Annotated in this window: 23 protein-coding genes; 10 read left to right on the top strand and 13 right to left on the bottom strand. The window is 72.2% G+C overall.

All coding sequences use genetic code 11. The features are described 5' to 3' along the window. The first annotated feature begins 31 nt into the window (after positions 1-31). From MRBLML1_RS20695 to MRBLML1_RS20715, 5 genes are all read left to right on the top strand, one after another. Complete coding sequence (locus MRBLML1_RS20695) at positions 32-616, top strand: TetR/AcrR family transcriptional regulator (RefSeq protein ID WP_364519587.1); 585 nt, start codon at positions 32-34, stop codon at positions 614-616. Next, on the top strand, positions 616-2,355 hold the full coding sequence (locus MRBLML1_RS20700; protein WP_364519589.1) for an ABC transporter ATP-binding protein: 1,740 nt from the start codon (positions 616-618) through the stop codon (positions 2,353-2,355). Before MRBLML1_RS20695 ends, MRBLML1_RS20700 begins: the two co-directional genes overlap by 1 nt. Next, entirely contained in the window at positions 2,352-4,406 is a 2,055-nt protein-coding gene (locus tag MRBLML1_RS20705) for an ABC transporter ATP-binding protein (RefSeq protein WP_414691287.1), read from the top strand. The genes MRBLML1_RS20700 and MRBLML1_RS20705 overlap by 4 nt, the downstream gene beginning before the upstream one ends. Before the next feature lie 2 nt (positions 4,407-4,408). After that, the gene (locus MRBLML1_RS20710; protein ID WP_364519591.1) at positions 4,409-4,732 is read left to right on the top strand and encodes a DMT family transporter; all 324 of its coding nucleotides are present in this window, start codon (positions 4,409-4,411) and stop codon (positions 4,730-4,732) included. A 73-nt stretch (positions 4,733-4,805) separates the two neighbouring features. Then, positions 4,806-5,756, top strand: a complete 951-nt coding sequence (locus MRBLML1_RS20715; RefSeq protein WP_364519593.1) for a TauD/TfdA dioxygenase family protein — start codon at positions 4,806-4,808, stop codon at positions 5,754-5,756. Here the strand turns inward: MRBLML1_RS20715 and MRBLML1_RS20720 are convergent. From MRBLML1_RS20720 to MRBLML1_RS20735, 4 genes are read right to left on the bottom strand one after another with little or no spacing between them, the layout of a single operon-like run. Further along, on the bottom strand, positions 5,753-6,379 hold the full coding sequence (locus tag MRBLML1_RS20720; RefSeq protein WP_364519595.1) for a hypothetical protein: 627 nt from the start codon (positions 6,377-6,379) through the stop codon (positions 5,753-5,755). The two genes, MRBLML1_RS20715 and MRBLML1_RS20720, sit on opposite strands and share 4 nt — an antisense overlap. Positions 6,380-6,436: 57 nt before the next feature. Then, positions 6,437-7,114, bottom strand: coding sequence for a methionine ABC transporter permease (locus MRBLML1_RS20725; RefSeq protein ID WP_414691289.1), 678 nt, complete (start codon positions 7,112-7,114; stop codon positions 6,437-6,439). Continuing rightward, positions 7,111-8,151, bottom strand: a complete 1,041-nt coding sequence (locus MRBLML1_RS20730; protein WP_364519597.1) for a methionine ABC transporter ATP-binding protein — start codon at positions 8,149-8,151, stop codon at positions 7,111-7,113. Before MRBLML1_RS20730 ends, MRBLML1_RS20725 begins: the two co-directional genes overlap by 4 nt. A 4-nt stretch (positions 8,152-8,155) precedes the next feature. After that, positions 8,156-9,127 carry a MetQ/NlpA family ABC transporter substrate-binding protein gene (locus MRBLML1_RS20735; protein WP_364519599.1) on the bottom strand — a complete coding sequence of 324 codons (972 nt, stop codon included), beginning with the start codon at positions 9,125-9,127 and terminating at the stop codon, positions 8,156-8,158. A gap of 284 nt (positions 9,128-9,411) precedes the next feature. Here MRBLML1_RS20735 and MRBLML1_RS20740 point away from each other — a divergent pair, with 284 nt between their 5' ends. From MRBLML1_RS20740 to MRBLML1_RS20750, 3 genes are all read left to right on the top strand, one after another. Next, the gene (locus tag MRBLML1_RS20740) at positions 9,412-10,062 is read left to right on the top strand and encodes a hypothetical protein (protein ID WP_364519601.1); all 651 of its coding nucleotides are present in this window, start codon (positions 9,412-9,414) and stop codon (positions 10,060-10,062) included. A gap of 358 nt (positions 10,063-10,420) precedes the next feature. Then, positions 10,421-12,049: an MDR family MFS transporter gene (locus MRBLML1_RS20745; RefSeq protein WP_364519603.1), complete on the top strand. Its 1,629-nt coding sequence runs from the start codon at positions 10,421-10,423 to the stop codon at positions 12,047-12,049. Continuing rightward, a complete protein-coding gene (locus MRBLML1_RS20750) occupies positions 12,046-12,516 on the top strand; it encodes a MarR family winged helix-turn-helix transcriptional regulator (RefSeq protein ID WP_364519605.1) in 471 nt (156 codons plus the stop codon). Before MRBLML1_RS20745 ends, MRBLML1_RS20750 begins: the two co-directional genes overlap by 4 nt. A 4-nt stretch (positions 12,517-12,520) precedes the next feature. On the opposite strand, the gene MRBLML1_RS20755 is transcribed toward MRBLML1_RS20750, so the two are convergent. Beyond that, a complete protein-coding gene (locus MRBLML1_RS20755; RefSeq protein WP_364519607.1) occupies positions 12,521-14,206 on the bottom strand; it encodes a glycoside hydrolase family 13 protein in 1,686 nt (561 codons plus the stop codon). Beyond that, positions 14,203-14,898 (bottom strand): hypothetical protein, encoded by a 696-nt coding sequence (locus MRBLML1_RS20760; RefSeq protein WP_364519609.1) that lies wholly within the window; start codon positions 14,896-14,898, stop codon positions 14,203-14,205. Before MRBLML1_RS20760 ends, MRBLML1_RS20755 begins: the two co-directional genes overlap by 4 nt. A gap of 39 nt (positions 14,899-14,937) precedes the next feature. On the opposite strand from MRBLML1_RS20760, the gene MRBLML1_RS20765 reads away from it, so the two are divergent. Continuing rightward, positions 14,938-15,624 (top strand): metal-dependent transcriptional regulator, encoded by a 687-nt coding sequence (locus MRBLML1_RS20765; protein ID WP_364519611.1) that lies wholly within the window; start codon positions 14,938-14,940, stop codon positions 15,622-15,624. 3 nt (positions 15,625-15,627) lie between these two features. Here MRBLML1_RS20765 and MRBLML1_RS20770 read toward each other — a convergent pair whose 3' ends face one another. From MRBLML1_RS20770 to MRBLML1_RS20790, 5 genes are read right to left on the bottom strand one after another with little or no spacing between them, the layout of a single operon-like run. Further along, positions 15,628-16,467: a Sir2 family NAD-dependent protein deacetylase gene (locus MRBLML1_RS20770; protein WP_364519613.1), complete on the bottom strand. Its 840-nt coding sequence runs from the start codon at positions 16,465-16,467 to the stop codon at positions 15,628-15,630. Further along, on the bottom strand, positions 16,464-16,733 hold the full coding sequence (locus MRBLML1_RS20775; protein WP_364519615.1) for a DUF2277 domain-containing protein: 270 nt from the start codon (positions 16,731-16,733) through the stop codon (positions 16,464-16,466). Before MRBLML1_RS20775 ends, MRBLML1_RS20770 begins: the two co-directional genes overlap by 4 nt. A 31-nt stretch (positions 16,734-16,764) precedes the next feature. Beyond that, positions 16,765-17,310: a hypothetical protein gene (locus MRBLML1_RS20780; RefSeq protein WP_364519617.1), complete on the bottom strand. Its 546-nt coding sequence runs from the start codon at positions 17,308-17,310 to the stop codon at positions 16,765-16,767. Between the two features lie 42 nt (positions 17,311-17,352). Beyond that, entirely contained in the window at positions 17,353-19,335 is a 1,983-nt protein-coding gene (locus MRBLML1_RS20785) for a beta-propeller domain-containing protein (protein WP_364519619.1), read from the bottom strand. Further along, positions 19,332-19,859 carry an RNA polymerase sigma factor gene (locus MRBLML1_RS20790; RefSeq protein WP_364519621.1) on the bottom strand — a complete coding sequence of 176 codons (528 nt, stop codon included), beginning with the start codon at positions 19,857-19,859 and terminating at the stop codon, positions 19,332-19,334. The genes MRBLML1_RS20785 and MRBLML1_RS20790 overlap by 4 nt, the downstream gene beginning before the upstream one ends. Before the next feature lie 87 nt (positions 19,860-19,946). On the opposite strand from MRBLML1_RS20790, the gene MRBLML1_RS20795 reads away from it, so the two are divergent. Continuing rightward, entirely contained in the window at positions 19,947-21,137 is a 1,191-nt protein-coding gene (locus MRBLML1_RS20795; RefSeq protein WP_364519623.1) for a saccharopine dehydrogenase family protein, read from the top strand. Between the two features lie 47 nt (positions 21,138-21,184). On the opposite strand, the gene MRBLML1_RS20800 is transcribed toward MRBLML1_RS20795, so the two are convergent. Continuing rightward, complete coding sequence (locus MRBLML1_RS20800) at positions 21,185-21,811, bottom strand: hypothetical protein (RefSeq protein ID WP_364519625.1); 627 nt, start codon at positions 21,809-21,811, stop codon at positions 21,185-21,187. A 355-nt stretch (positions 21,812-22,166) separates the two neighbouring features. Beyond that, the gene (locus MRBLML1_RS20805) at positions 22,167-22,784 is read right to left on the bottom strand and encodes a sortase domain-bontaining protein (protein WP_364519627.1); all 618 of its coding nucleotides are present in this window, start codon (positions 22,782-22,784) and stop codon (positions 22,167-22,169) included. Positions 22,785-22,789: the final 5 nt, after the last annotated feature.

The raw sequence follows: 22,789 nt of genomic DNA on the forward strand, positions 1-22,789 counted from the left end.
AGTGAGTGCTCACTCATTCATACTTGCCGGCGTGCCACCCCGCGCTGCCCCGCTCTCGCCCGAGGACCGTCGTGAAGCCCTGGTCCGGGCCACCCGTCCGCTGCTCTACGAGCACGGGCGCGCCGTCACGACCAAGCTGATCGCGGAGGCGGCGGGCGTCGCGGAGGGCACGATCTTCCGGGTCTTCGAGTCCAAGGACGCGCTGATCGACGAGACGATCGCGCGCGCCTTCGCGCCCGGCGACGTGCTGCACCGGCTCGACGAGATCGACCCGGGGCTGCCCCTTCGGGAGCGGCTGCTGGCGATGACCTCGATCCTGCAGCAGCGCTTCCTCGCGATCTTCGAGCTGATGCGCGCGCTGGGGGCGGTCGGGCCGCCGCAGCACCTGCACGACCGGCCGGAGATCGTCACCGGCCTGGAGGAGGTACGACGCCGCCTGCTCGCCCTGATCGAGCCGGACGCCGACCGCCTCACCATGACCCCCGAGCGGGTGCTGCACGTGTGGCGCCTGCTGACGTTCGCCGGCTCCCACCGCGAGATCGCCGACGACGACCTGCTGACCCCTGCCCAGATCGTCGACACCGTGCTGCACGGTGTGGAGAGGACGGACGGCTGATGCTGTTCACCTTGCTGCGCACCTACCTCGCGCCGTACCGCCGCTGGCTGGGCATCATCGTGGTGCTCCAGCTCACCTCGACCGCGGCGATGCTCTACCTGCCCCACCTCAACGCCGACATCATCGACAAGGGCATCGCCCGCGGCGACAACGGCTACGTGCTGCGGATCGGCGCGGTCATGCTCGCCTTCTCGCTGCTCCAGGCGGCCTGCTCGATGACGGCGGCCTACTTCGGCGGTCGTACGGCGATGGCGTTCGGCCGCGACGTCCGCGGCCGCGTGTTCCACCGGATCGGCAGCTTCTCGGCCCGGGAGGTGTCCGGCTTCGGCGCCCCGTCGCTGATCACCCGCGCGACGAACGACGTCCAGCAGGTGCAGATGCTGGCGATGATGACCTGCCTGATGGCCGTGACCATCCCGATCATGATGGTCGGCGGCGTGGTGATGGCGATGCGCGAGGACTTCGGCCTGTCCTGGCTGGTGGTCGCCGTCGTCCCCGTGCTCTTCGTCTGCATCGGCATCGTGGTCTCGCAGATGGTGCCGGCGTTCCGCCAGGTCCAGGAGCGCCTCGACGACGTCAACCGCATCCTGCGCGAGCAGATCACCGGCATCCGGGTGGTCCGCGCCTTCGTGCGCGAGCCCTACGAGACCAAGCGCTTCGACGCCGCCAACGGCGACCTGACGGAGGTCTCGCTGCGGGCGGGGCGCTGGATGGCGCTGATGTTCCCGCTCGTCATGGCGGTCTCGAACGTCGCCAGCGTGGGCGTGATCTGGTTCGGCGGCCACCGCGTCGACAGCGGGCAGATGGAGGTGGGCGCGCTGACGGCGTTCCTGTCCTACCTGATGCAGATCCTGATGTCGGTGATGATGGGCACCTTCATGCTGATGATGATCCCGCGCGCGGCGGTCAGCGCCGACCGGGTCAGCGAGGTGCTGGCGACCGACACGAGCGTCGTGCCGCCGGCGGCCCCGGTCACCGAGGTCGCGCTCTCCGGCCACCTCGACCTCGAGGACGTCGGCCTGACCTATCCCGGCGCCGAGGCGCCCGTGCTGACGGGGGTCTCCTTCTCGGCGCGACCGGGCCAGACGGTCGCGCTGATCGGCTCGACCGGCGCCGGCAAGACGACCCTGGTCAACCTGGTGCCGCGGCTGCTCGACGCCACCGAGGGCACGGTCTCCGTGGACGGCGTCGACGTCCGCGCGCTCGACCCCGACCTGCTGTGGTCGAAGATCGGGCTGGTGCCGCAGCGGGCGTTCCTTTTCTCGGGCACCATCGCGACGAACCTGCGCTACGGCCGCCCGGACGCGACCGACGAGGAGCTGTGGCAGGCACTGGAGATCGCGCAGGGCGCGGACTTCGTCCGCGAGATGCCCGAGGGTCTCGACACCCCCGTCGCCCAGGGCGGTACGACGGTCTCCGGCGGCCAGCGCCAGCGCCTCGCCATCGCCCGGGCCCTGGTCCGGCGCCCGGAGATCTACCTGTTCGACGACGCCTTCTCCGCGCTCGACGTCGCCACCGACGCCCGCCTGCGGGCGGCGCTGAGGCCGGTGACCCGGGACGCGACGGTGATCGTGGTCGGACAGCGGATCGCCACCATCCGCGACGCCGACGTGATCCTCGTGCTGGAGGACGGGCGGGTGGTCGGCCAGGGCACGCACGACGAGCTGTTGCGGGACAACCCGACGTACCGGGAGATCGCCGCGTCCCAGGGCATCAAGGCAGAGGAGGTGCCGGCATGAGTGAGGTCTCGACAGGCTCGACCAACGGTGGCGGCTCGACCAACGGTGGCGGCTCGACCAACGGTGGCGGGGCGGGCAAGGTCTCGACAGGCTCGACCGGCGGGCGGATGAAGCAGACCGAGCGGATCGTCCAGCAGGGCGGCCCCGGCCGCGGCCCGATGGGCGGCATGGTCGGCCAGAAGGCCGACGACTTCGGCACGTCCGCGCGCCGGCTGCTCGGCATGCTGCGCCCCGCCCGCGGCCGCGCGATCGCCGTCCTGCTGCTGGGCATCGGCTCGGTCGCCTCGGTCGTGGTCGGCCCGTACCTGCTCGGCAAGGCCACCGACGCCGTCTTCAACGGCTACATCGGCGGCCGGCTGGAGCCCGGCACCACCAAGGCCGACGCGGTCGCCGGTGCCGAGGCACGCGGCGACGGCGGCCTGGCCGACTTCCTGCGCGGCCTCGACTTCGTGCCGGGCCAGGGCGTCGACTTCGACCGGGTCGGCCACCTGCTGATGATCACGCTGCTGATCTACGTCGGCGGGCAGGTCCTCGGCTGGTTGCAGGGCTTCCTCGTCAACGACATCGTGCAGGCGACGGTGCGGCGGATGCGCACCGACGTGGAGGAGAAGGTCCACCGCCTGCCGCTGTCGTACTTCGACCGCCAGCCGCGCGGTGAGCTGCTCAGCCGGGTCACCAACGACATCGACAACGTCGCGCAGAACCTCCAGCAGACGATGAGCCAGCTGCTCACGTCGCTGCTCATGGTGGTCGGCGTGCTCGGGATGATGTTCTGGGTCTCGCCGCTGCTGGCGCTGATCGCGCTGGTCTCGGTGCCGATCGCGATGTTCGCCACGGGCCGGATCATGAAGCGCTCGCAGAGCCAGTTCATCAACCAGTGGCGGATGACCGGCAAGCTCAACGCGCAGGTGGAGGAGTCGATCTCGGGGCACGCCCTGGTGACGGTGTTCGGCCAGCGCGGTGCGGTGGAGAAGGGCTTCGCCGAGGCGAACGAGGAGCTCTACGAGTCGTCGTACCGGGCCCAGTTCATCAGCGGCCTGGTGATGCCGATGATGATGCTGATCGGCAACCTCAACTACGTCGTGATCGCCGTCGTCGGCGGCCTGCGGGTCGCGTCCGGCTCGCTGAGCCTGGGCGAGGTGCAGGCGTTCATCCAGTACACGCGGATGTTCACCCAGCCGATCACCCAGATCGCCTCGATGGCCAACCTGCTGCAGTCCGGCGTCGCCTCCGCCGAGCGCGTCTTCGAGCTGCTCGACGCCGAGGAGGAGGTCGCCCCGTCCTCCCTGGAGACCGAGCCGGCGCGCACCGAGACCCGCGGCGAGGTGCGCTTCGAGCACGTCTCGTTCTCCTACGACGAGGAGCCGCTCATCGCGGACCTCTCGCTCGTCGCGCACCCCGGCCAGATGGTGGCGATCGTCGGCCCGACCGGCGCCGGCAAGACCACGCTGGTCAACCTGATCATGCGCTTCTACGAGCTCGACGGCGGCCGGATCCTGGTCGACGGGCGCGACGTCACCGCGATGAGCCGCGCCGAGCTGCGCAGCCGGATCGGGATGGTGCTGCAGGACACCTGGCTGTTCGAGGGCACCATCCGCGACAACATCGCCTACGGGCGGCCGGACGCGACGGAGGAGGAGATCCGTGCGGCCGCGCGGGCGACGTACGTCGACCGGTTCGTGCACTCGCTGCCCGAGGGCTACGACACCAAGGTGGACGACGAGGGCTCGAACCTCTCGGCCGGCGAGCGGCAGCTGATCACCATCGCCCGGGCGTTCCTGGCCCAGCCGGCGCTGCTGATCCTCGACGAGGCGACCTCCTCGGTCGACACCCGCACCGAGCTGCTGCTCCAGCAGGCGATGGCGGCCCTGCGCACCGACCGGACGTCGTTCGTGATCGCGCACCGGCTCTCCACGATCCGCGACGCGGACCTGATCCTGGTCATGGAGCACGGCCGGATCGTCGAGCAGGGCTCGCACGCCGAGCTGCTGGAGCGCGACGGCGCCTTCGCCCGGCTGCACGCCGCGCAGTTCGCGGCCGCGGCGGTGTGAGCATGTGGTGGTGGCTGGTGCTGGCCATCGGGAGCGAGGTCGTGGCGACCCTGTCGCTGCGGGCGTCGGAGGGGTTCTCCCGCCTGGCGCCCTCGATCGTGGTCCTGCTGGGGTACGTCGTGGCGTTCTACGCCCTGTCGCAGTCGCTGGTGCGCGGCATGCAGCTCGGCACGGCGTACGCCGTGTGGTCGGGCGTGGGCGTGGCGGCCATCGCGCTGCTGGGGCTGGTGATCTTCCGTGAGTCGCTGAGCCTGGTGCAGGTCGCCGGGCTGGCGTTCGTGGTGGTCGGCGTGGTGCTGCTCGAGCTCGGCGGGCAGCACGCCTGACCATTGTGGGGTTAATGTCTATAGTCTTACTCAAGTAAGACTGTTCGGTCGCCGCCGTCCCGAGGAGGTCGTCGTGACCCTGGCCGTCCACCCCACCAGCCCCACCCACTCCACCGCCCGCCAGCCCGTCGAGGTCCGCCAGGTCGGCGGCCGGCTCGGCGCCGAGATCTCCGGCGTCCGGCTCGGCGGTGACCTGGCGCCGGACGTCGTCGAGCAGGTGCGCGCCGCGCTGCTGCGCCACAAGGTCGTCTTCTTCCGCGGCCAGCACCACCTCGACGACGAGGCGCACGCCGCCTTCGCCGAGCTGCTCGGCGACCTGACGACCGCGCACCCGACCGTCAACACCGGCAGCGCCCGCGTCCTGCGGGTCACCGCCAACCGCGGGATGGCCGCCAACTCGTGGCACACCGACGTCTCCTTCGTGGACCGGGTGCCGGCGATCAGCGTGCTGCGCGCGGTCACCCTGCCCGACTTCGGCGGCAACACGGTGTGGGCCAACACGGCGGCGGCGTACGACGGCCTGCCGGCGCCGCTGCGCGCCCTCGTCGACGAGCTGTGGGCCCACCACACCAACTCCTACGACTACGCCCAGCGCGACGAGGAGCACGACGAGCCGGACGCGAACTACACCCGCGCGGACTTCGCCTCGCAGATCTTCGAGACCCGCCACCCGGTCGTGCACGTGCACCCGGAGACGGGGGAGCGGTCGCTGCTGCTCGGCCACTTCGTGAAGGACTTCGTCGGTCTCACCTCGACCGAGTCGATCGCGCTCTTCCAGCTCCTGCAGAACCGCGTCACCAAGCTGGAGAACACCGTGCGCTGGCGCTGGGCGCCCGGCGACGTGGCGATGTGGGACAACCGCGCCACCCAGCACTACGCCGTCGCGGACTTCGACACCCAGCCGCGCGAGATGCGCCGGATCACCGTCCAGGGCGCCGTCCCGGTGGGCATCGACGGACGGCGCTCGGTCGTGGTGGCGGGGGACGCCTCGGCGTACACCCGGATCGACGAGCTGATCTCCTAGCAGTCGTACTGGAAGTACGCCCGCTCGCCGCCGGTCACCGCGATCGAGGTGATCGGGGTGCTGTCGGTGACCTCCGCGGGCGGCACGCCGAGCAGGAAGCCGAGGTAGGCCTTGCCGTCCTCCTCGCCGGGCGGGTACGTCGACGCGCCGTCGTAGCCGTCGGCGACCAGCGGGGTGAGGTCCGGGTACGCCGCGCGCAGCTCGCCGTAGGTCGAGCCGACGCCGATGCCGCCGTGGTCGGTGCGCGGCCCCCGCACGCTGACGAGGATCTGCCGCACGGTGGCCTGGTCGTCGGTGATCACGACGATGCCCTTGGGGTTGCCGGTCCAGCGGGCCTTCTCCGCGCACACGGAGGCGCCGTCCTCGAGCTGGCCGGTGCGCTGCCACGCCGCGCGGGTCATCCCGACCCGGACCTCGCCGAGCATGCCGGGGGCGATGTCGAGGTCCAGGGTCTCCTCGGCCTTGGCGGAGGCCTTCGGCGGCACCGCCGTCGTGGGACCCGCGGAGCTCGCCGGCGCCGTCGGTGACGCCTCGGCGGTGGGCTCGGCGGTGGGCTCGTCGTCGGTGGAGCCGCAGCCGGTCAGGGCCAGCAGCAGGACGAGGGGTGCGGCGGAGCGGAACATCGGGCCTCCCGGGGCGATCGGTCTGTTGGTCCGACGCCCGGGAGGCCCGATCGGTTCTCAGCGGCGCAGGATCCGGCGCGCCAGCAGGTTGCCGGCCACCTGGATCACCATGACCATGGCGACCAGGACCAGGATGGCAGCCCACATCAGCAGGTAGTCGAACTGGCGGAAGCCGAAGCGCTGGGCGAAGGAGCCCAGGCCGCCGCCGGCCACCACGCCCGCGATCGCCGTCATGTCGACGATCGCGACGAAGGCGAAGGTGAAGCCGAGGACCAGCGGCCCGAGTGCCTCCGGCACGAGCACGGTGAGCGTGATCCGCGCCCGGCTGGCGCCCATCGCGCGGGCCGCCTCGATGACGCCGGGGCTGACCGTGACGAGGTTCTGCTCGGCGATCCGGCTGATCCCGAAGATCGCCGCGACGGTGATGCCGAAGGTCGCCGCCTTGATGCCGATGCCCGTGCCGACGACGTCGCGCGCGAGCGGCTGCAGCGCGGCGATGAAGATGACGAACGGGATCGGCCGGAAGCAGTTGACGACCACGTTGAGGATCCAGAACACCGGCCGGTTGGCGTAGAGCCCGCCCTTGCGGGTGAGGTACAGGCCGAGGCCGAGGCCGAGGCCGAGCAGCCCGCCGAGCACCAGCGCGATGGACGCCATGACGACGGTCTCGCCCGCGGCCGCCCAGAACTCCGGCTGCAGGTCCCACAGCCGGGTGTCGCTCGCGAGCGCGCTCATCGCGCCACCTCCGTCCACGGCACGACGCCGTCGAGGTCGGCCAGCGCGGCGTCGATGGCCGCGTCGGTGCCGGTGAGGGCCAGGGTCAGGTTGCCGAAGCTGTTGCCCTGCACCTCCTCGATGCCGCCGTAGACCAGCTCGAAGGAGACGTCGTGGCGCAAGAACGCCGCGAACGCCTCGGACTGGCGCACCGACCGGTCGCGGAAGGCGAGCCGGACGAAGCGTCCGTCGTGGGTCTCGCGCAGGGCGGCGACCACGTCCTCGGGCGGCAGGTCGTCGACGACGGTGCTGACGAAGCGCCGGGTCACCGGGTGCTCCGGCGCGGTGAAGACGTCGAGCACGGGGCCGGACTCGACGACCTTGCCGGACTCCATCACCGCGACCCGGTGGGCGATGCGTCGTACGGCGTCCATCTCGTGGGTGATCAGCAGGATGGTGATGCCGAGCTCCCGGTTGACCTTGGCGAGCAGGTCGAGCACGTCGCGGGTGGTGTCCGGGTCGAGCGCGCTGGTGGCCTCGTCGGCCAGCAGCAGCCGGGGGTTGGTGGCGAGCGCCCGGGCGATGCCGACGCGCTGCTTCTGCCCGCCGGAGAGATCGGTGACCCGGGCGTGCGCCTTGTCGGCGAGGCCGACGAAGTGCAGCAGCTCGGAGATCCGCTTCTGCTGCTCGGCCTTGGAGACCCCCGCGACGGTCAGCGGGAACGCGAGGTTGCCCCAGACCGTGCGCGACTCCATCAGGTTGAACTGCTGGAAGATCATGCCGATGCCCTGGCGCAGCTCGCGCAGGGCCCGCTCGGAGAGCGTGGTGACGTCGACGCCGTCGACGACCACGCTCCCCGAGGTGACCGGCTCCAGCGCGTTGACCAGCCGCACCAGCGTGGACTTGCCCGCGCCGGAGTAGCCGATGATCGCGAAGATCTCGCCCCGCTCCACGCGCAGGTCGACGCCGTCCACCGCGCGCTGGGCGGGCTTGCCCCGCCCAGCGCCCGGGAACTCCTTGACGACCTCGCGCAGCTCGACCAGTGCGGTGCTCACCACGGGATCACTTCTTGGTGGCGCGCAGCTGCGTCTCGACCTCGTCCAGGCTGGCCTGGAGCTCGGCCGGGCTGGTGGTGAGGAACTGCGCGGTGCCGCCGGAGGCCTTGTCGGCGCCGTCGAGGACGTCCTGGCTCTGCTGGAACACCTCGACGAGCTTCTGCAGGACCGCGTTGTCCTTGTCCTCGGCGCGCGCGGCGAAGACGTTGACGTAGGGCAGCGCCTTCGGGTCCTTCGGGTCGTCCTTGGCGATCGCGTCGGAGAACTTCAGGCCGGCGTCGGTGACGAAGTCGTTGTTGATGATCGCCGCGGCCACGTCGGGCAGCGAGGTGGCCGTCAGGTCGGCCTGCAGCGCCTTGACCTTGACTCGCGAGGCGGACTCGTCCACGTCGGCGACGGTGGAGAACGCCGAGCCGCCGTCCTTGAGCTTCACCAGGCCGGCGGACTGCAGCACGAGCAGGCCGCGGGCCTGGTTGGAGTCGTCGTCGGGGACCACGACGGTCGAGCCGTCGGGGATGTCCGCCACGTCCTCGTACTTCTGCGAGTACAGGCCCAGCGGGAAGATCGCGGTCGCGCCGATCGGCACGATGTCGTCGTCGTTGGCGACGTTGTACTGCGCGAGGTAGACGAGGTGCTGGAACTGGTTGACGTCCAGCTCGCCCTGGCTCAGCGCCGGGTTGGCCTGGGTGTAGTCGGCGAAGTCCTTGATCTCCAGGTCGATGCCGGCGTCCTTGGCGCGCGCCTTGAAGGTGTCCCAGTAGGGCTCACTGGCGTTGACCGCGCCGATGACGACCTTGACCGGCTTGTCCTTCGACAGGGCGGGCGCCTTGTCGCCACCGGTCGCGCGCGGGGCGTCGTCCCCGCCGCGGACGACGAGGAAGGTCACCACGCCGACGATGGCGAGCACGACCACGACGACGGCGGCGATCAGCGGCACGCGGGACTTGGGGGCTTCGATGAGGGGAGTCTGGTCCGACATCGTCTTCCTCTTCTTCGGGGCGCGAGGGTGGTCGCGCCGAGGGGCGGCGGGTGGCCGATGAGTCGCCCACCTTAAAGGCAAGTAACTCAATCCGATTAATCGGGGTTGGTGTTCCCGACGGTCGGCTCAAGGAGGGGTGCCGGGCAGGCATTCCCCGGTGTGACCGGCGCAACGCGGCCGGATCCGGTCGCCCGTCCGGATCTCGGGTGCCGCACGCCCGCCGGGCTTGACCGGCCGGAGGAGGGCGCGCAGCGTGCAGGGCAACGCCGGCGAGAGGACATCCCATGCAGCCCCTGCGAAACGTGCGCACGTCGAGGGCGGGGGTGAGCGGCCTCGTCGTCGCCCTGCTCACGATCGCGCTGATCCTGTCGATGCCCGGCCCGGCGCGCGCGGCGACGACGTACACGCCCACGGGTGGCGCCGTGTCGTTTGTCAGCAGCGGCCTCTCCTTCACCGACATCGAGGCCGCGCAGACCGTCTCCTGTGGGTCGCTGAACCTCTACGGGACCGTCTCCTCCTCGGGCACCAGCCGGGCCTACGGCGCCGACATGGTCGCCCTGAGCCAGATGGGATCCGGCATCTGCAACCAGTCCCTCTGTGGTCCAGTCACCACGACTCCCGTCGGCACATGGACGCTCGCCATCACCGGCGACTGGACCTCGTGGTCGGTCTGGCCGGCGCGTCTGAAGAACGTCAGGCTGAGCCTGAGCTGCGCGGGCTGCACCTTCCGCCTGACCGGGGTCATCAACGGCACCTTCCACACCTCGACCCAGCGCTTCGCGCCGGTCTGGGGCGCCTCCGGCCTGGTCGTCGACGCGGCGGTGCCGCCGTCCGGCGCGATGTGCGTGACGCTCGACATCCTGGCCGGTGACACCATCGAGGTCGGCGGGTCGTGGACCTCGATGTCATCGTCGGTCGCGATCTCGAACCCCTAGGTCGCGATCCCCGAGAAATCCGTTGTGCGGCGCCGGAGCGCGACCTAGTCTTTTCGCACACGGGAAAGGAGGTGGTCCGAAGAATGATTTCTCATCGGATGCGTGAGGTGGCTGCTCGCTAGCAGCCTGCACTCCAAGGATGCGGCTGCCCGCGAATCCAACAGCAGCCACCCGACCCGCAGGTGAGCCCGGTCCATCCGCCGGGTGAGGCTCCGACGAGCCGCACCTGCGGGTCGCTGCATTTCCCAGCGGTGCCGCCCCGCGGTGTTCCGCGTCACAGAAAGTTGCCGTCGTCAACCAATCGGCATATGGTTGATACATGTCAACTAGTTCTCCGGCCACCGCCGAACCGGGTCAGATGACCCACCGCGAGATCCTGGAGGCCCTGACCGGGCTGCTCCTGGCGATGTTCGTGGCCATGCTCTCCAGCACCGTGGTCAGCAACGCGCTGCCCGCGATCGTGACCGACCTGCACGGCAGCCAGACCGGCTACACGTGGGTCGTCGTCGCCACCCTGCTCACCATGACCGCCACCACCCCGATCTGGGGCAAGCTGGCCGACCTGTTCAGCAAGAAGCTGCTGGTCCAGGCCGCGCTGGTCATCTTCTCCATCGGCTCCGTCGTCGCCGCCGCGGCGCCCAACATGGGCGTCCTCATCGGCGCGCGCGCCTTCCAGGGCCTCGGCGTCGGTGGTCTCACCGCGCTGGTCCAGGTCGTCATCGCCTCGATGGTCTCCCCGCGCGAGCGCGGCCGCTACAGCGGCTACATCGGCGCGGTCTTCGCCACCGCCACCGTCAGCGGCCCGCTGCTCGGCGGCCTGGTCGTGGACAGCCCGCTGGGCTGGCGCGGTTGCTTCATCGTCGGCATCCCGGTCGCCGTGGTCGCCTTCGTCGTGCTGCAGAAGACCCTGCACCTGCCGACGATCAAGCGCGAGGTCAAGATCGACTACGCCGGCGCCACCTTGATCATGAGCGGCATCAGCCTGATCCTCGTCTGGGTCAGCCTGGCCGGCACCAACTTCGACTGGATCTCCGGCACGTCTGCCGCGCTCGTCGCCGGCAGCATCGCCCTGATCGGCGCGGCCCTGTGGGTCGAGGCCAAGGTCGCCGCCGAGCCGGTCATCCCGCTGCGCCTCTTCCGCGACCGCACCACCGCGCTGGCCACCGCCGCGTCGGTGATGATCGGTGTCGCGATGTTCGGCGCCACGGTCTACCTGAGCCAGTACTTCCAGCTCGCCCGCGGCATGAGCCCCACCGAGGCGGGCCTGATGTCGATCGCAATGGTCGGCGGCCTGCTCGTCTCCAGCATCATCAGCGGCCGGGTGATCACCCAGACCGGCCTGTGGAAGCGGTGGCTCGTCGGCGGCATGGTGCTGGTCATCGCCGGCATCTCGCTGCTCGGCACGATCGACGCGGAGACCCCGCTGGTCGTGGTCGGTCTCTTCATGGCGATCGTCGGCGTCGGCCTCGGCGCCACCATGCAGAACCTGGTGCTCTCGGTGCAGAACAACACCGCCCCCGAGGACCTCGGTGCGGCGAGCTCGGTGGTCGCGATGTTCCGCTCGATCGGCGGCTCCGCCGGGGTCGCCGCGCTCGGCGCGGTGCTCGCCCACCAGGTCAGCAGCCACGTCACGGACGGCGTCAAGCAGCTGGTCGCCGCCGGCAAGATCAGCCCCGAGCAGCTCGCCGAGATGCAGCACTCGACCGGCGACATCCCCCAGCTGAGCGCGCTCCCCGGCCCGATCCGCTCGCTCTACGAGGCGTCGTTCGGTGACGCCGTGGGACACCTGTTCATGGTCGCCGCGCCGTTCGCGGTCGTGGCCTTCCTCTGCATCCTGTTCATCAAGGAGGTGCCGCTGCGGACCACCAACGGCCCGAGCGTCGCCGAGTCGGAGATCCAGGCGGGCGTGGTCGCCACCAGCGAGGCCGTCGACTACCCGGCCTACGACGTCGAGGGCGACGACGCGCAGGTGGGGAACCGGCGATGACCACCGTCGCGACCGGCTCGCGCAGCGACGCGCTGCGCGAGCTGGAGTCGGAGGTCGGCGTGCTCATCCGCCGCGTGCGCCGGGTGATCGGCGAGCGGGCCCGGGCCGTGCACCCGGACCTGCTCCCGTCGTCGTACCTGATGCTGGGCTACGTCCGCGACCACGGCCCGGTGCGGGCCTCGGCCGTGGGCCAGGTGCTCGACATCGACAAGGGCGCGATCAGCCGCCAGGTCCAGCACCTCATCGACCTCGGCCTGATCGACCGCTCGCCGGACCCCGAGGACGGCCGGGCGACCCTGCTGACCGCCAGCGAGGACGCCGTACGACGCCTCGAGCAGGTCGCCGACGACCGGCGGGCCCTGCTCGTCGAGCGCTTGGGGGAGTGGTCCCCGGAGGAGATGCGGGCCTTCGCGGCCTCGCTGCACCGCTACAACGAGGCGCTCAGCGAGCCGGGCGACGGCTGCTGAGGCCTCAGCGCACCCACGCGGCCGTGTCCGGCGGGAGCACCCCGCCGGGCAACGGCCCGCTGCTGATCAGCACCTCGCCCGACGGCAGCGCCACCGGCTCCACGCCGGTGTTGACCACCACCGTGACGCCCGCGCGCCGTACGACGAGCACGTCCTCGTCGGCCTCCGCCGCCGTCGCCTCGTCGGCACCGGCGAACACCTCGCGACGGGTCGCCAGCGCGCGGCGGTAGAACGCGAGCGTCGAGTCGGGGTCGGCGTCCTGGGCCGCGACGGTGAGCCCTGACCAGCCGTCCGGCTGCGGGATCCACGGCTGCGTCCCGTCCGCGCCCCCGAAGCCGTACGGCGGCGCCGAGCCCGACCACGGGAGCGGCACCCGGCAGCCGTCGCGTCCCGGCTCCCCGGTGCGGAACCACGAGGGGTCCTGGCGCGCCTCGGGCGGCACGTCGACCTGCTCCAGGCCGAGCTCCTCGCCCTGGTAGAGGTACGCCGAGCCGGGCAGCGCCAGCATGGCGAGCGTCGCGGCGCGGCCGCGGGCGACACCGGCCGGCCCGCCGCCGTACCGGGTCGGGTGGCGGACCACGTCGTGGTTGGACAGCACCCAGGTGGGCGCGGCCTCGGCGGTCGCGACCGCGGCGATCGAGCCCGCGATCACCTCGGCGAACTCCTCCGCCGACCACGGCGTGGTCAGCCAGGCGAAGTTGAACGCCTGGTCCAGCTCGTCGGGGCGGATGAACTCCGCCATCGCCTCCGGGGTCTGGGTCCACGCCTCGGCGACGGCCATCCGGTCGCCGGGGTAGGAGTCGAGGACCTCGCGCCAGCGGCGGTAGACCTCGTGCACCTCCGGCTGCTCCCACATCGGCTCGTCGCGCACGACCCGCTCGACCATCGACTCGGCCTGCTTCGGCTCGGCCTGCTCCTCCGCGCCCCCGGTCTTCTCGGGCAGGACCTGGTCGCGCAGCGACTCCTCCTTGAACAGCCCGTGCGCCACGTCGACCCGGAAGCCGTCGACCCCGCGGTCGAGCCAGAACCGCAGCACGTCCTCGAACATGTCGCCGACCTCGGGGTTGCGCCAGTCGAGGTCCGGCTGCGAGCTGTCGAACAGGTGCAGGTACCACTGCGCCTTCTGGGGCGAGCGCGTCTCCGGCGATGGCGGGGCAGCAAGCTGCCGGCGATCGCCTCCCGCCACGCTGCCGCCCTCGTCGGGCACCCGGGTCCAGGCGGGACCGCCGAAGATCGACTGCCAGTTGTTGGGCGGCTCGCCGCCGTCCTTCCCCCTGCCCTCGCGGAAGAGGTAGCGGGCCCGCTCCGGAGAGCCCGGTGCGGCGGCGAGCGCCGCCTGGAACCAGGCGTGCTGGTCGCTGGTGTGGTTGGGGACCAGGTCGACGATCACCCGCAGGCCCAGGTCGTGCGCGGTCGCGAGCAGGCCGTCGAAGTCGGCGAGGGAGCCGAAGAGCGGGTCGACGTCGCGGTAGTCGGCGACGTCGTAGCCGTGGTCCTTCTGGGGCGAGCGGTAGAACGGGGTGATCCACAGCGCGTCCACGCCGAGCGCGCGCAGGTACGGCAGCCGCGAGGTGATGCCGGCCAGGTCGCCGATGCCGTCGCCGGGCGTGGGCATGCCGTCGGCGAAGCTGCGGACGTAGACCTGGTAGACGACGGCGTCGTACCACCAGGGGTGGGGGCTCGTGGTCATCGGAACTCCTCGGGGTCGATCGCGATCCAGGTGTGCTCGGCCGTGGCGACGACCTCGTCGCCCGGGCCGTAGAGGGTGGCGGCGGTGTGCGTCTTGCGGCCGTCGAGCACGCGCTGCTCGCCGACCACGACGTACCGCTCGGAGGTGTGCGGCAGGTGACGCACCTCGACCGTGATCCGGCCCAGCACCGACGGGCGGCCCTCCAGGTCCGAGGACCAGCCGCCCGGGCAGTCGAGCGCGGCCCAGGCGACCGCCACGCTGCTCTCGTACGGCGTCCAGGTGGCCGCCACGCGCTCGCCCTGGACCGGTCCGGGGAAGATCCGCAGGCCGTCGCCCGGGCGGCGCGCGGTGCCGCACACGAAGCAGGAGGGGAACGGGTGCACCCGGTGGCCGGCGTACCGCTCCTCGGCGGCGGCCGCCTCGCTCGCGGTGACCGGCTCGACCGGGGCCAGCTGCTGCTCGGCGTACACCGCCTCGGCGACGGGGTGCCCGTCGTGGCTCAGGACGGCGCCGCGTCCGGTCGCGGTCAGCTCCAGCGGGGTCTCCAGCGGGGGCGGTCGGCGCAGGGTGACGGTGACCGGGCGGCCGAGCCCCTGGCCCGGCAGACGGGCGGCGAGGGCGCCGGCGACCCAGCCTCCGTTGCCGGAGCGCGGGGGGCCGTTGAAGCGGTGGGGGACGAGCAGGGTGGTCACGACATCCAGCCTGCCAGCCCCATGCGCAACAATGGAGTGGTGAGCGACCTGATCGACACCACCGAGATGTACCTCCGCACGATCTACGAGCTGATCGAGGAGGGGATCGTCCCGCTGCGTGCCCGGATCGCCGAGCGCCTCCACCAGAGCGGCCCGACCGTGTCGCAGACCGTGGCCCGGATGGAGCGCGACGGCCTGCTCACCGTCGAGGGCGACCGCCACCTCGAGCTCACCGACGACGGGCGCCGGCTCGCCACCCGCGTGATGCGCAAGCACCGGCTCGCCGAGCGGCTGCTCGTCGACGTGATCGGCCTCGACTGGGAGCAGGTCCACGAGGAGGCGTGCCGCTGGGAGCACGTCATGTCCGAGACCGTCGAGCGCCGGCTGCTCGACCTGCTCGACCACCCGACCGAGTCGCCGTACGGCAACCCGATCCCCGGGCTCGACGAGCTCGGCGAGGACAAGACCGCCGAGGACTTCATGGACGACGTCGAGCCGCTCTCGCGGGCCGCGTCCAAGGAGAGCTCGCTGGCGCTCGTGCGCCGGATCTCGGAGGAGATGCAGAAGGACGAGGCGCTGATGAGCGCCATGCACCGCGTCGGCGCGCTGCCGGACAAGACGGTCACCATCCAGGCGACGCCCGACGGGGTGCTGGTCGGCTCCGGCGGCGAGACCGCCGAGATCTTCCCCGAGGCGGCCGACCACATCTTCGTGAAGCGGTTGTAGGCCTCAGCGGCGGGCCGCGGCGAGGGCAGCCAGCCACTCGCTGGTCCCCGCGTCGACCTTGTACGTCGCCAGGTCGTCCCCGCGCGTCGCGCCGCGGTTGACGATCACCACCGGCGTGCCGTGCTGCGCCGCGCGTCGGACGAACCGCAGGCCGCTCATCACGGTCAGGCTCGATCCGGCGACGAGGAGGGTCCCGTCGCGCTCACCGAGGGACTCCACGGCGGCGTAGCAGCGCTCGACCCGGGGCTTGGGGACGTTCTCGCCGAAGAAGACGACGTCCGGCTTGAGGATGCCGCCACAGCCCGCGCAGCCCGGTACGACGAAGCCGGCCGTGTCGTCGAGGTCGACGTCGCCGTCCGGGCGCACCGCGACGTCGGCGTGCCGCGCGGCCCAGCCGGGGTTGGCGTCCTCCAGGCGCTGCTGGAGGGCGGCGCGCGGCGTCGTACGGCGGCAGGTCAGGCAGACGACGTCGGCGATGCGCCCGTGCAGGGCGATGGTGCGGGGCGTGCCGGCGGACTCGTGGAGCCCGTCGACGTTCTGGGTGATGACCAGGTCGGCGCCGAGGGCGGCGACGGCGCGGTGGCCGGCGTTCGGCTCGGCCCGTCGCATGCGCGACCAGCCGAGGTGGCTGCGCGCCCAGTAGCGCTGCTGCGCGGCCGGCCCGGAGACGAACTCCTGGTAGGTCATCGGCATCCGCACCGGCGCGCCCGGTCCGCGGTAGTCGGGGATGCCCGAGTCCGTGGAGAGCCCGGCGCCGGTGAGCACGACGAGCGGCCCCTCGGCGCAGCGGGCGAGGGCCGCGTCGGTCGCGACCACCATCGCGTTCGGCTCGAGCAGGGTCATGCGCCGTAGCGCAGCCGGGCCCGCTCGCGGGCCTTCTCCGCCTCGACCTCGCGGTTCTTCGGCGGCGCGGTCGTGACGAGCTGGTCGAGCAGGTGCTGGGTGATGTGGGCGATCTCGTGGACGGCCTCGTCGAAGGCGGCCTGGTTGGCCTGGCTCGGCTTCGTGGTCCCGCTGACCTTGCGCACGAACTGCAGGGCGGCGGCGCTCACCTCGGCGGACGTCGCCGGCGGCTCGAAGTTGTTGAGCGGGCGGATGTTGCGGCACATGCCTCCACGGTACGCCGCGCGCGGCGTCGGCTCAGCCGGTCGGCTGCCGCTCCTCGGCTCGCCACAGCCGCTGGACCGACGGCGGCAGCGTCGCCGCGGCGAGGACGACCGCGCCGGCGAGCAACCACCACACGCCCGCTCCGGCGGTCACGGAGGAGTCGCGGGGGTCGTTCCACTCCTGCGCCAGCTCGGCCAGCCGGTCCGCCCGGAACGCCATCCAGGTCGCTCCGACGAGCAGCACCGCGCCCGCCACCCGGGCGACCCGTCCGCCGGTCGGGCCGATCCCGCCTCCGAACATCAACGCCGCGGACCAGGCGCCCGCCAGTGCGGCCAGGGTGATGACCAGGAGCACCACCCCCCAGGTCACCGTGCCCGCTCCGCCACCGTCGGTGAAGCCGTCGTCGATGGCCTCCTGCCACAGCGTCAGGGCGCTCTCCTGGGCGCGGTAGGACTCGCCCGCCTCCACCGTCGCGATCGGCAGGAACAGCCCGAGCCCGAGCAGCAGCAGCGCGAGCGTGGCGAGGACGGAGGCGACCGCCTGCCTGATCTGGTCGAGCGTCAGGTGCTGGTCCGCCACGTTTCCTCCCGAGCGTCGGTCGTCGTCGGGACCCTACCCCGCTCAGAGCTCGAAGAACTGCGCCTTGTCGCCGGTGACCAGCACGACCCGCCCGTCCGGCATCGGTACGGCGCGCACGTCGTCCACGTCGTCGCCGTACTCCACCTGGACGAGCTTGGGGTAGAGCTGGCCCCCGGAGAGGCGGAACACCGCGACGTAGCCGATCCGGCGGCCGGCGTAGCGCTCCAGCACGGTGATGACGGCGCGCTTCTCGGGCAGCCAGGTGAACGCCCGCGGGTCCGTCCCGGCCAGCGCCTGGAAGCCGCGGCCGAAGGCGAAGGAGTCGAGCTGGCGGACCTTGGTGATGTCCCGGACGTCGAAGAGACCGACCTGGGCACCCCAGCCGTCCTTGCTCGGGCCCTCGCCGACGCCGACCATCCGCCAGCTGCCCAGCGGGTGCAGGTAGGTGGAGAAGCCGGGGACCTTCAGCTTGCCGATCAGCCGCGGGTGGGCGGTGTCGGTGAGGTTCACGGCGTAGAGCGGGTCCACCTTGCGGAAGGTCACCAGCACGGCCAGGTCGTCGAACCACCGCACCGACTTCAGGTCCTCGTTGGGGCCCAGGCCGTCCAGCCGGCCGTCCTCGACCAGCTCGGTGCCCTGGCGGCGGAAGGTGACGACGGAGTTGAAGGCCCCGGTCTGCTCGGTCGGCCCGACCGCGACCCGCAGCACGTCGCCGGCCTCGTCCATCGACCAGCGGTCGCGGATCGAGCCCTCCACCTCGCCCGAGGCCACGTGGGTGGCGGCGGTGCCGTCGAGCGCGAAGTCGAAGAGGTACGACGACCCGGTGTCCTTGCCGACGACCGGCCCCTCGCACGGCCCGACGCAGTCGAGGACGCGGCGGTCCCAGAGACCCTGCGCGCTCTGCGTCGCGAGGTAGAGGTGGTCCGCCGACTCGTAGGCGATCCCGGTGCGCCCCGCCAGCCCGATCGCGTCCAGGCGGGTCGGCTGGCCGGCGTCGAAGCCGACGATGCTGGTCGTGTCGACCACCAGGTCGTCGGACGGCACGGCGACGTCGGTGCAGTCCAGCAGCGGCCGGGTCTTCCCGTCGCTGGTGACGCTCGGCAGCCAGTCCTCGATGGTGGTCTTGTCGATGACGGCGCGGTTCTCGCGCAGCGCCTGCTCCGCGCTGCGCTTGCCGCCCGGGGAGACGAAGTCCAGGTCCGGCAGGCCGGAGGCGAGCACCAGCCGGATCGCCGAGCCGTGCTGGCGAGCGGAGAGGCTCGCGGCGTCGTAGCGGACGTCGTCGGCGACCTTCGGGTCCTTCGGGTCGGCGATCGAGATCGTCAGCACCCGGGTGCCGGGGTGCTCCGGCTCGCCCTTGCCGTCGTCGCCGATCGCCACGACGGTGTCGCCCGACAGCAGGATCTCGGCGTGCCCGATGCCCGGCAGGGCCAGCGAGCCGAGGGTGGTCGTCGAGGTGCCGGTGACGTCGTAGATCGTCAGCCGGTCGTCGCGCACGGTGGCCAGCACCTTGCCGTCGGTCTTGACGGTGTCCGGCTCGTCGATGCCGGTCTCCTGGACGTTGGTGCCGGTCTCGCTGTTGGTCACGCGATCGGTCTGCGGGACTGCCGCGCTGCGCGGCTTGGCGGCACCGACGATCGAGTCCAGGGCGCTGTAGTCGTTGAGGCTCTTCGACAGCGCGACCGTCCTGTGGTCACCCCATCCCCACGGACCGACGACGGTCCTCGCCCGGGCCCGGTACGTCGAGAGCAGGTCCGCGCACGACCTCGCCGGCTCCAGGTCCGCCTGGAAGGCGACCCGCTCCGGCAGCGCCTCGGTGCCGGGCGGCGTACTGGGGCCGGAGCCGTCGACGAGCGTGCCGGCGACGAAGGCGCCGGCGAGGCCGGTGACCACACCGGCGGTGAGCAGCGGGCGCACGAGCAGCCGGCGGCGCCGGTGCCGCTCGCCCGCGGCGGCGGCGAGGATCGCGGTGACGGGCGCGCGGCCGGCGTCGTAGTCGTCCCAGAGTCGTTCGAGGTCGGTCACTTCGTCCCTCCGGACAGGTCGAGGAGGTGGTCGTTGGCGGCGAGGTGGGCCAGCGCCCGCGAGAGCCGGCTCTTGACGGTCCCGGCGGGCACGCCGAGCGCCTCGGCGGTCTGCTTCTCGGAGAGCTGGACGAAGTAGCGCAGCACCACCACGTCCCGGTTCGGCTTCGTCAGGGTGCCGAGCGCGCGGTGCACGGCGTCGGCGACCGCGACCCGCTCGGCGGCATCACCGCCGCGCTCGGTGGTGGGCCGCTCGACGGCGTCGGGTGCGTCGTACTGGCGGTCCTTCCACCAGCGGGTGCGACGCGTGTCACGCAGGCAGTTGAGCAGCATCCGGTAGACGTAGGCGTCGCGGTTGTCGACGGCGCTGACCCGCTCCCAGGCGGTGTAGCAGCGCACCAACGTCGTCTGCGCCAGGTCCTCCGCCTCGTCCGGCCGCGCGCCCAGGAAGACGGCGGCGCGGACGAGCGAGGGCCAGCTCTGCTCGACGTAGTCGGCGTACGCCGTCTCGTGCTCTGGTTCCACGGATGCCTCGTCCCCCGATCGATCTGCTGAACCTACGACGGGACGAGGCTTGCGCTGGGTTCCATCGGCAATGAAAGACTCCGGGGCATGGCAGACAGCTCCCGTCCGTACGACGTGGTCCTCTTCGGCGCGACCGGATTCACCGGCGGGCTCACCGCCGACTACCTCGCCGAGCACGGCGACCCGGGCCTCCGGTGGGCGATCGCCGGGCGCAGCGAGCAGAAGCTGGAGGCCGTGCGCGAGCGGCTCGCCGGCATCAACCCGGCGCTGGCGGACCTGCCGCTGCTGATCGCGGACGCCGGTGACGCGGACTCGCTCGCCGAGGTGGTCCGCACCACCAAGGTCGTCGCGACCACCGTCGGGCCCTACATCCAGTTCGGCGGCCCGCTGGTCGCCGCGTGCGCGGCAGCCGGCACCGACTACGTCGACCTGACCGGCGAGCCGGAGTTCGTCGACCGGTCCTACGTCGAGCACAACGCCACCGCCGAGGGCTCCGGCGCCCGGATCGTGCACGCGTGCGGCTTCGACTCGATCCCGCACGACATCGGGGCGTACTTCACGATCCAGGAGCTCGCGAAGGAGGCCGGCGGCGAGATCACCGCGCCGGTCACGATGCGCGGTGTGGTCCGCTCCAAGGCGGGCTTCTCCGGCGGGACCTTCCACTCCGCGCTCACCGCTTTCTCGCGGGCCCGGCAGATGAAGGAGGCCTCCGGGGCACGGCGCCGGATGGAGCCGCGGCCCGAGGGGCGTCGTTCGCGGGCCTCGGTCGGCTCACCGCGCCGCGACTCCGACCTCGGCTACTGGCTGCTGCCGCTGCCGACCATCGATCCGTTCGTGGTCGCGCGCAGCGGGGCCGCGCTGTCGTCGTACGGGCCGGCGTTCACCTACTCCCACTACGCCGGCACGCAGACCCTGCGCTACGCCGCGGGTGGTGCGGTCGGCGTCGGTGGGCTGACCCTGGCCTCGCAGGTGCCGCCGCTGCGCAAGGCGCTGCTCAAGCGGGTGCCGCAGGGCGAGGGGCCCTCGGAGAGCCGTCGCGCGAAGTCGTGGTTCACCGTGGACTTCGTCGCGGAGAGCGCCGGCGCGAAGGTGCACACCCGGGTCTCCGGCGGCGACCCGGGCTACAGCGAGACCGCGAAGATGCTGGCCGAGTCGGCCCAGTGCCTCGCCCTCGACGACAACCCCAACGTCTCCGGCCAGGTCACCACCGCGACCGCGATGGGCGACGCGCTGCTGGCCCGCCTGCAGCGGGCCGGGATCGTCTTCGAACGACGCTGAGCAGGCGGGCTGGGACCCCACTCCCCAGCCCGCCTGCTCGCGGTCCCTCAGCGGGTACGACGCGCGAGCCGCTGCCGCGCGAGCACCGAGCCCGCCGCGGTGAGCGCACCGCCGCCGGCCAGCAGCCACATCAGGTCGAGACCCTGCTCGTCGTCCACGGCGACCGCGGAGCCGGCGCCGGCGTCGATCCGGCTCGGGACGTCGATCGCACCGGTCTTGTTCGCGACCTCCACGGCCGGCTCGTCGTCCACGGGGGTGGTCTGGTGGCCGCCCTTCGGGCCCGGCTTCGGCGCGTCACCGGGCTCGGCCGGCTCGTCGTCCGGCTTGTCCTGCGGGTCCGGGATGGCGAGGTCGCCGGGGCCGTGCGGCTTGGGGTCGGGCTTCGGGTCCGGGTTGGTGATGTCGCCCGGGCCGTGCGGGTCGGGGTCGGGCTTGGGCTCGGGGTTGGTGATGTCACCGGGGCCCTGCGGCTTCGGGTCCGGCTTCGGCTCGGGCAGGGCGATCTCGCCGGGGCCGTGGGGCGTCGGGTCCCCGCTCGGCGGCGGGGCGACGATCACGCCGGGCCCGGCCGGGATGCCGTCGGCGTGGGCGGTGGCGCCGCCGAAGGCGATCGCGCCGACCGCGATCGGGGTGGCGAGGAGCAGGCGGAGGGCGGTGCGGGTGGTGCTGTTCATGGTGACTCCCTGGTCGGTGGTGGGTGGTTCCGTTGGGAGTAGGAGCCGCCCGGGCCAGAGTTCTTGCAGATTTTCCGAGATTCTTTTCGCGACCTGTTCGTCTTCGTCGTCGGAGAAGAGCGGGCGCAGCTCGGGGGACCCGGTCGGCGTACTCGATGTCCTCGTCCGCCGACTGCGGATGCTCGGTCGGCTCGGCGGAGGTGTCGACACGAAGCGCGGCGGCCACCTCGTCGGCGGTGGCGCCGGTGACGACCCGGACGGTGATCGGCTCGAGGTCGAGCCCGCCCGCGAGCAGCGTGGCGTAGCAGTCCGGGGACGCGGTCATCGCGTCAGCCCCGCACGGGCCGCCCGCGGCTCAGGGCAACGACGCGGTGCCGGCCAGGTGCGCGAAGACGATCGTGTTGTCGGGATAGCCCGTCGCGGTCCGCGTCCCACCACAGGTGACCAGCCGCAGCAGCGGCTCGTCGGTGGCGGGCCAGATCCGGTCGTAGGGCAGGCGCTCCTTCGGCACGTCCTCGACCGTGTCGACGACGAAGACGGCGACGTTGCCGGGCCGGTGGACGCGGACGACGTCGCCGGGGCGCAGCGTGGCCAGGTCCCAGAACACGTCGGGTCCGTCGGGGCCGTGCACGTGGGCGACGACGACCGCGCCGCCGGGCTCGCCGGGGCGGGGGCCGGGGGCGTACCAGGAGGCGGCGCCGAAGGCGGGGGTGTCGAGCGCGCCGTCGGGCTTCAGGCCGCGCCCGGTGAGCGGCTCGTCGACGCCGATCGCGGGGACCTCGATCCGCGTCGGCGCCCCCACCCGTACGACGGGCACGGGCGCCGCCGGCCGGTCGGGCGCCGGCGGCAGCGTGATCGTGCGGACCTCGTGCGGCGCGGGGGCCGGGTCGGGGGAGTGCAGGGCGGCGACGGCACCCGCCGTCCCCGCGAGGAGGGCGAGGACGGCGACGCTGTCGGCGAGGAGCTTGCGCATGCTCC

It is taken from the genome of Nocardioides sp. LML1-1-1.1, assembly GCF_040676175.1.
Lineage (GTDB): Bacteria > Actinomycetota > Actinomycetes > Propionibacteriales > Nocardioidaceae > Nocardioides.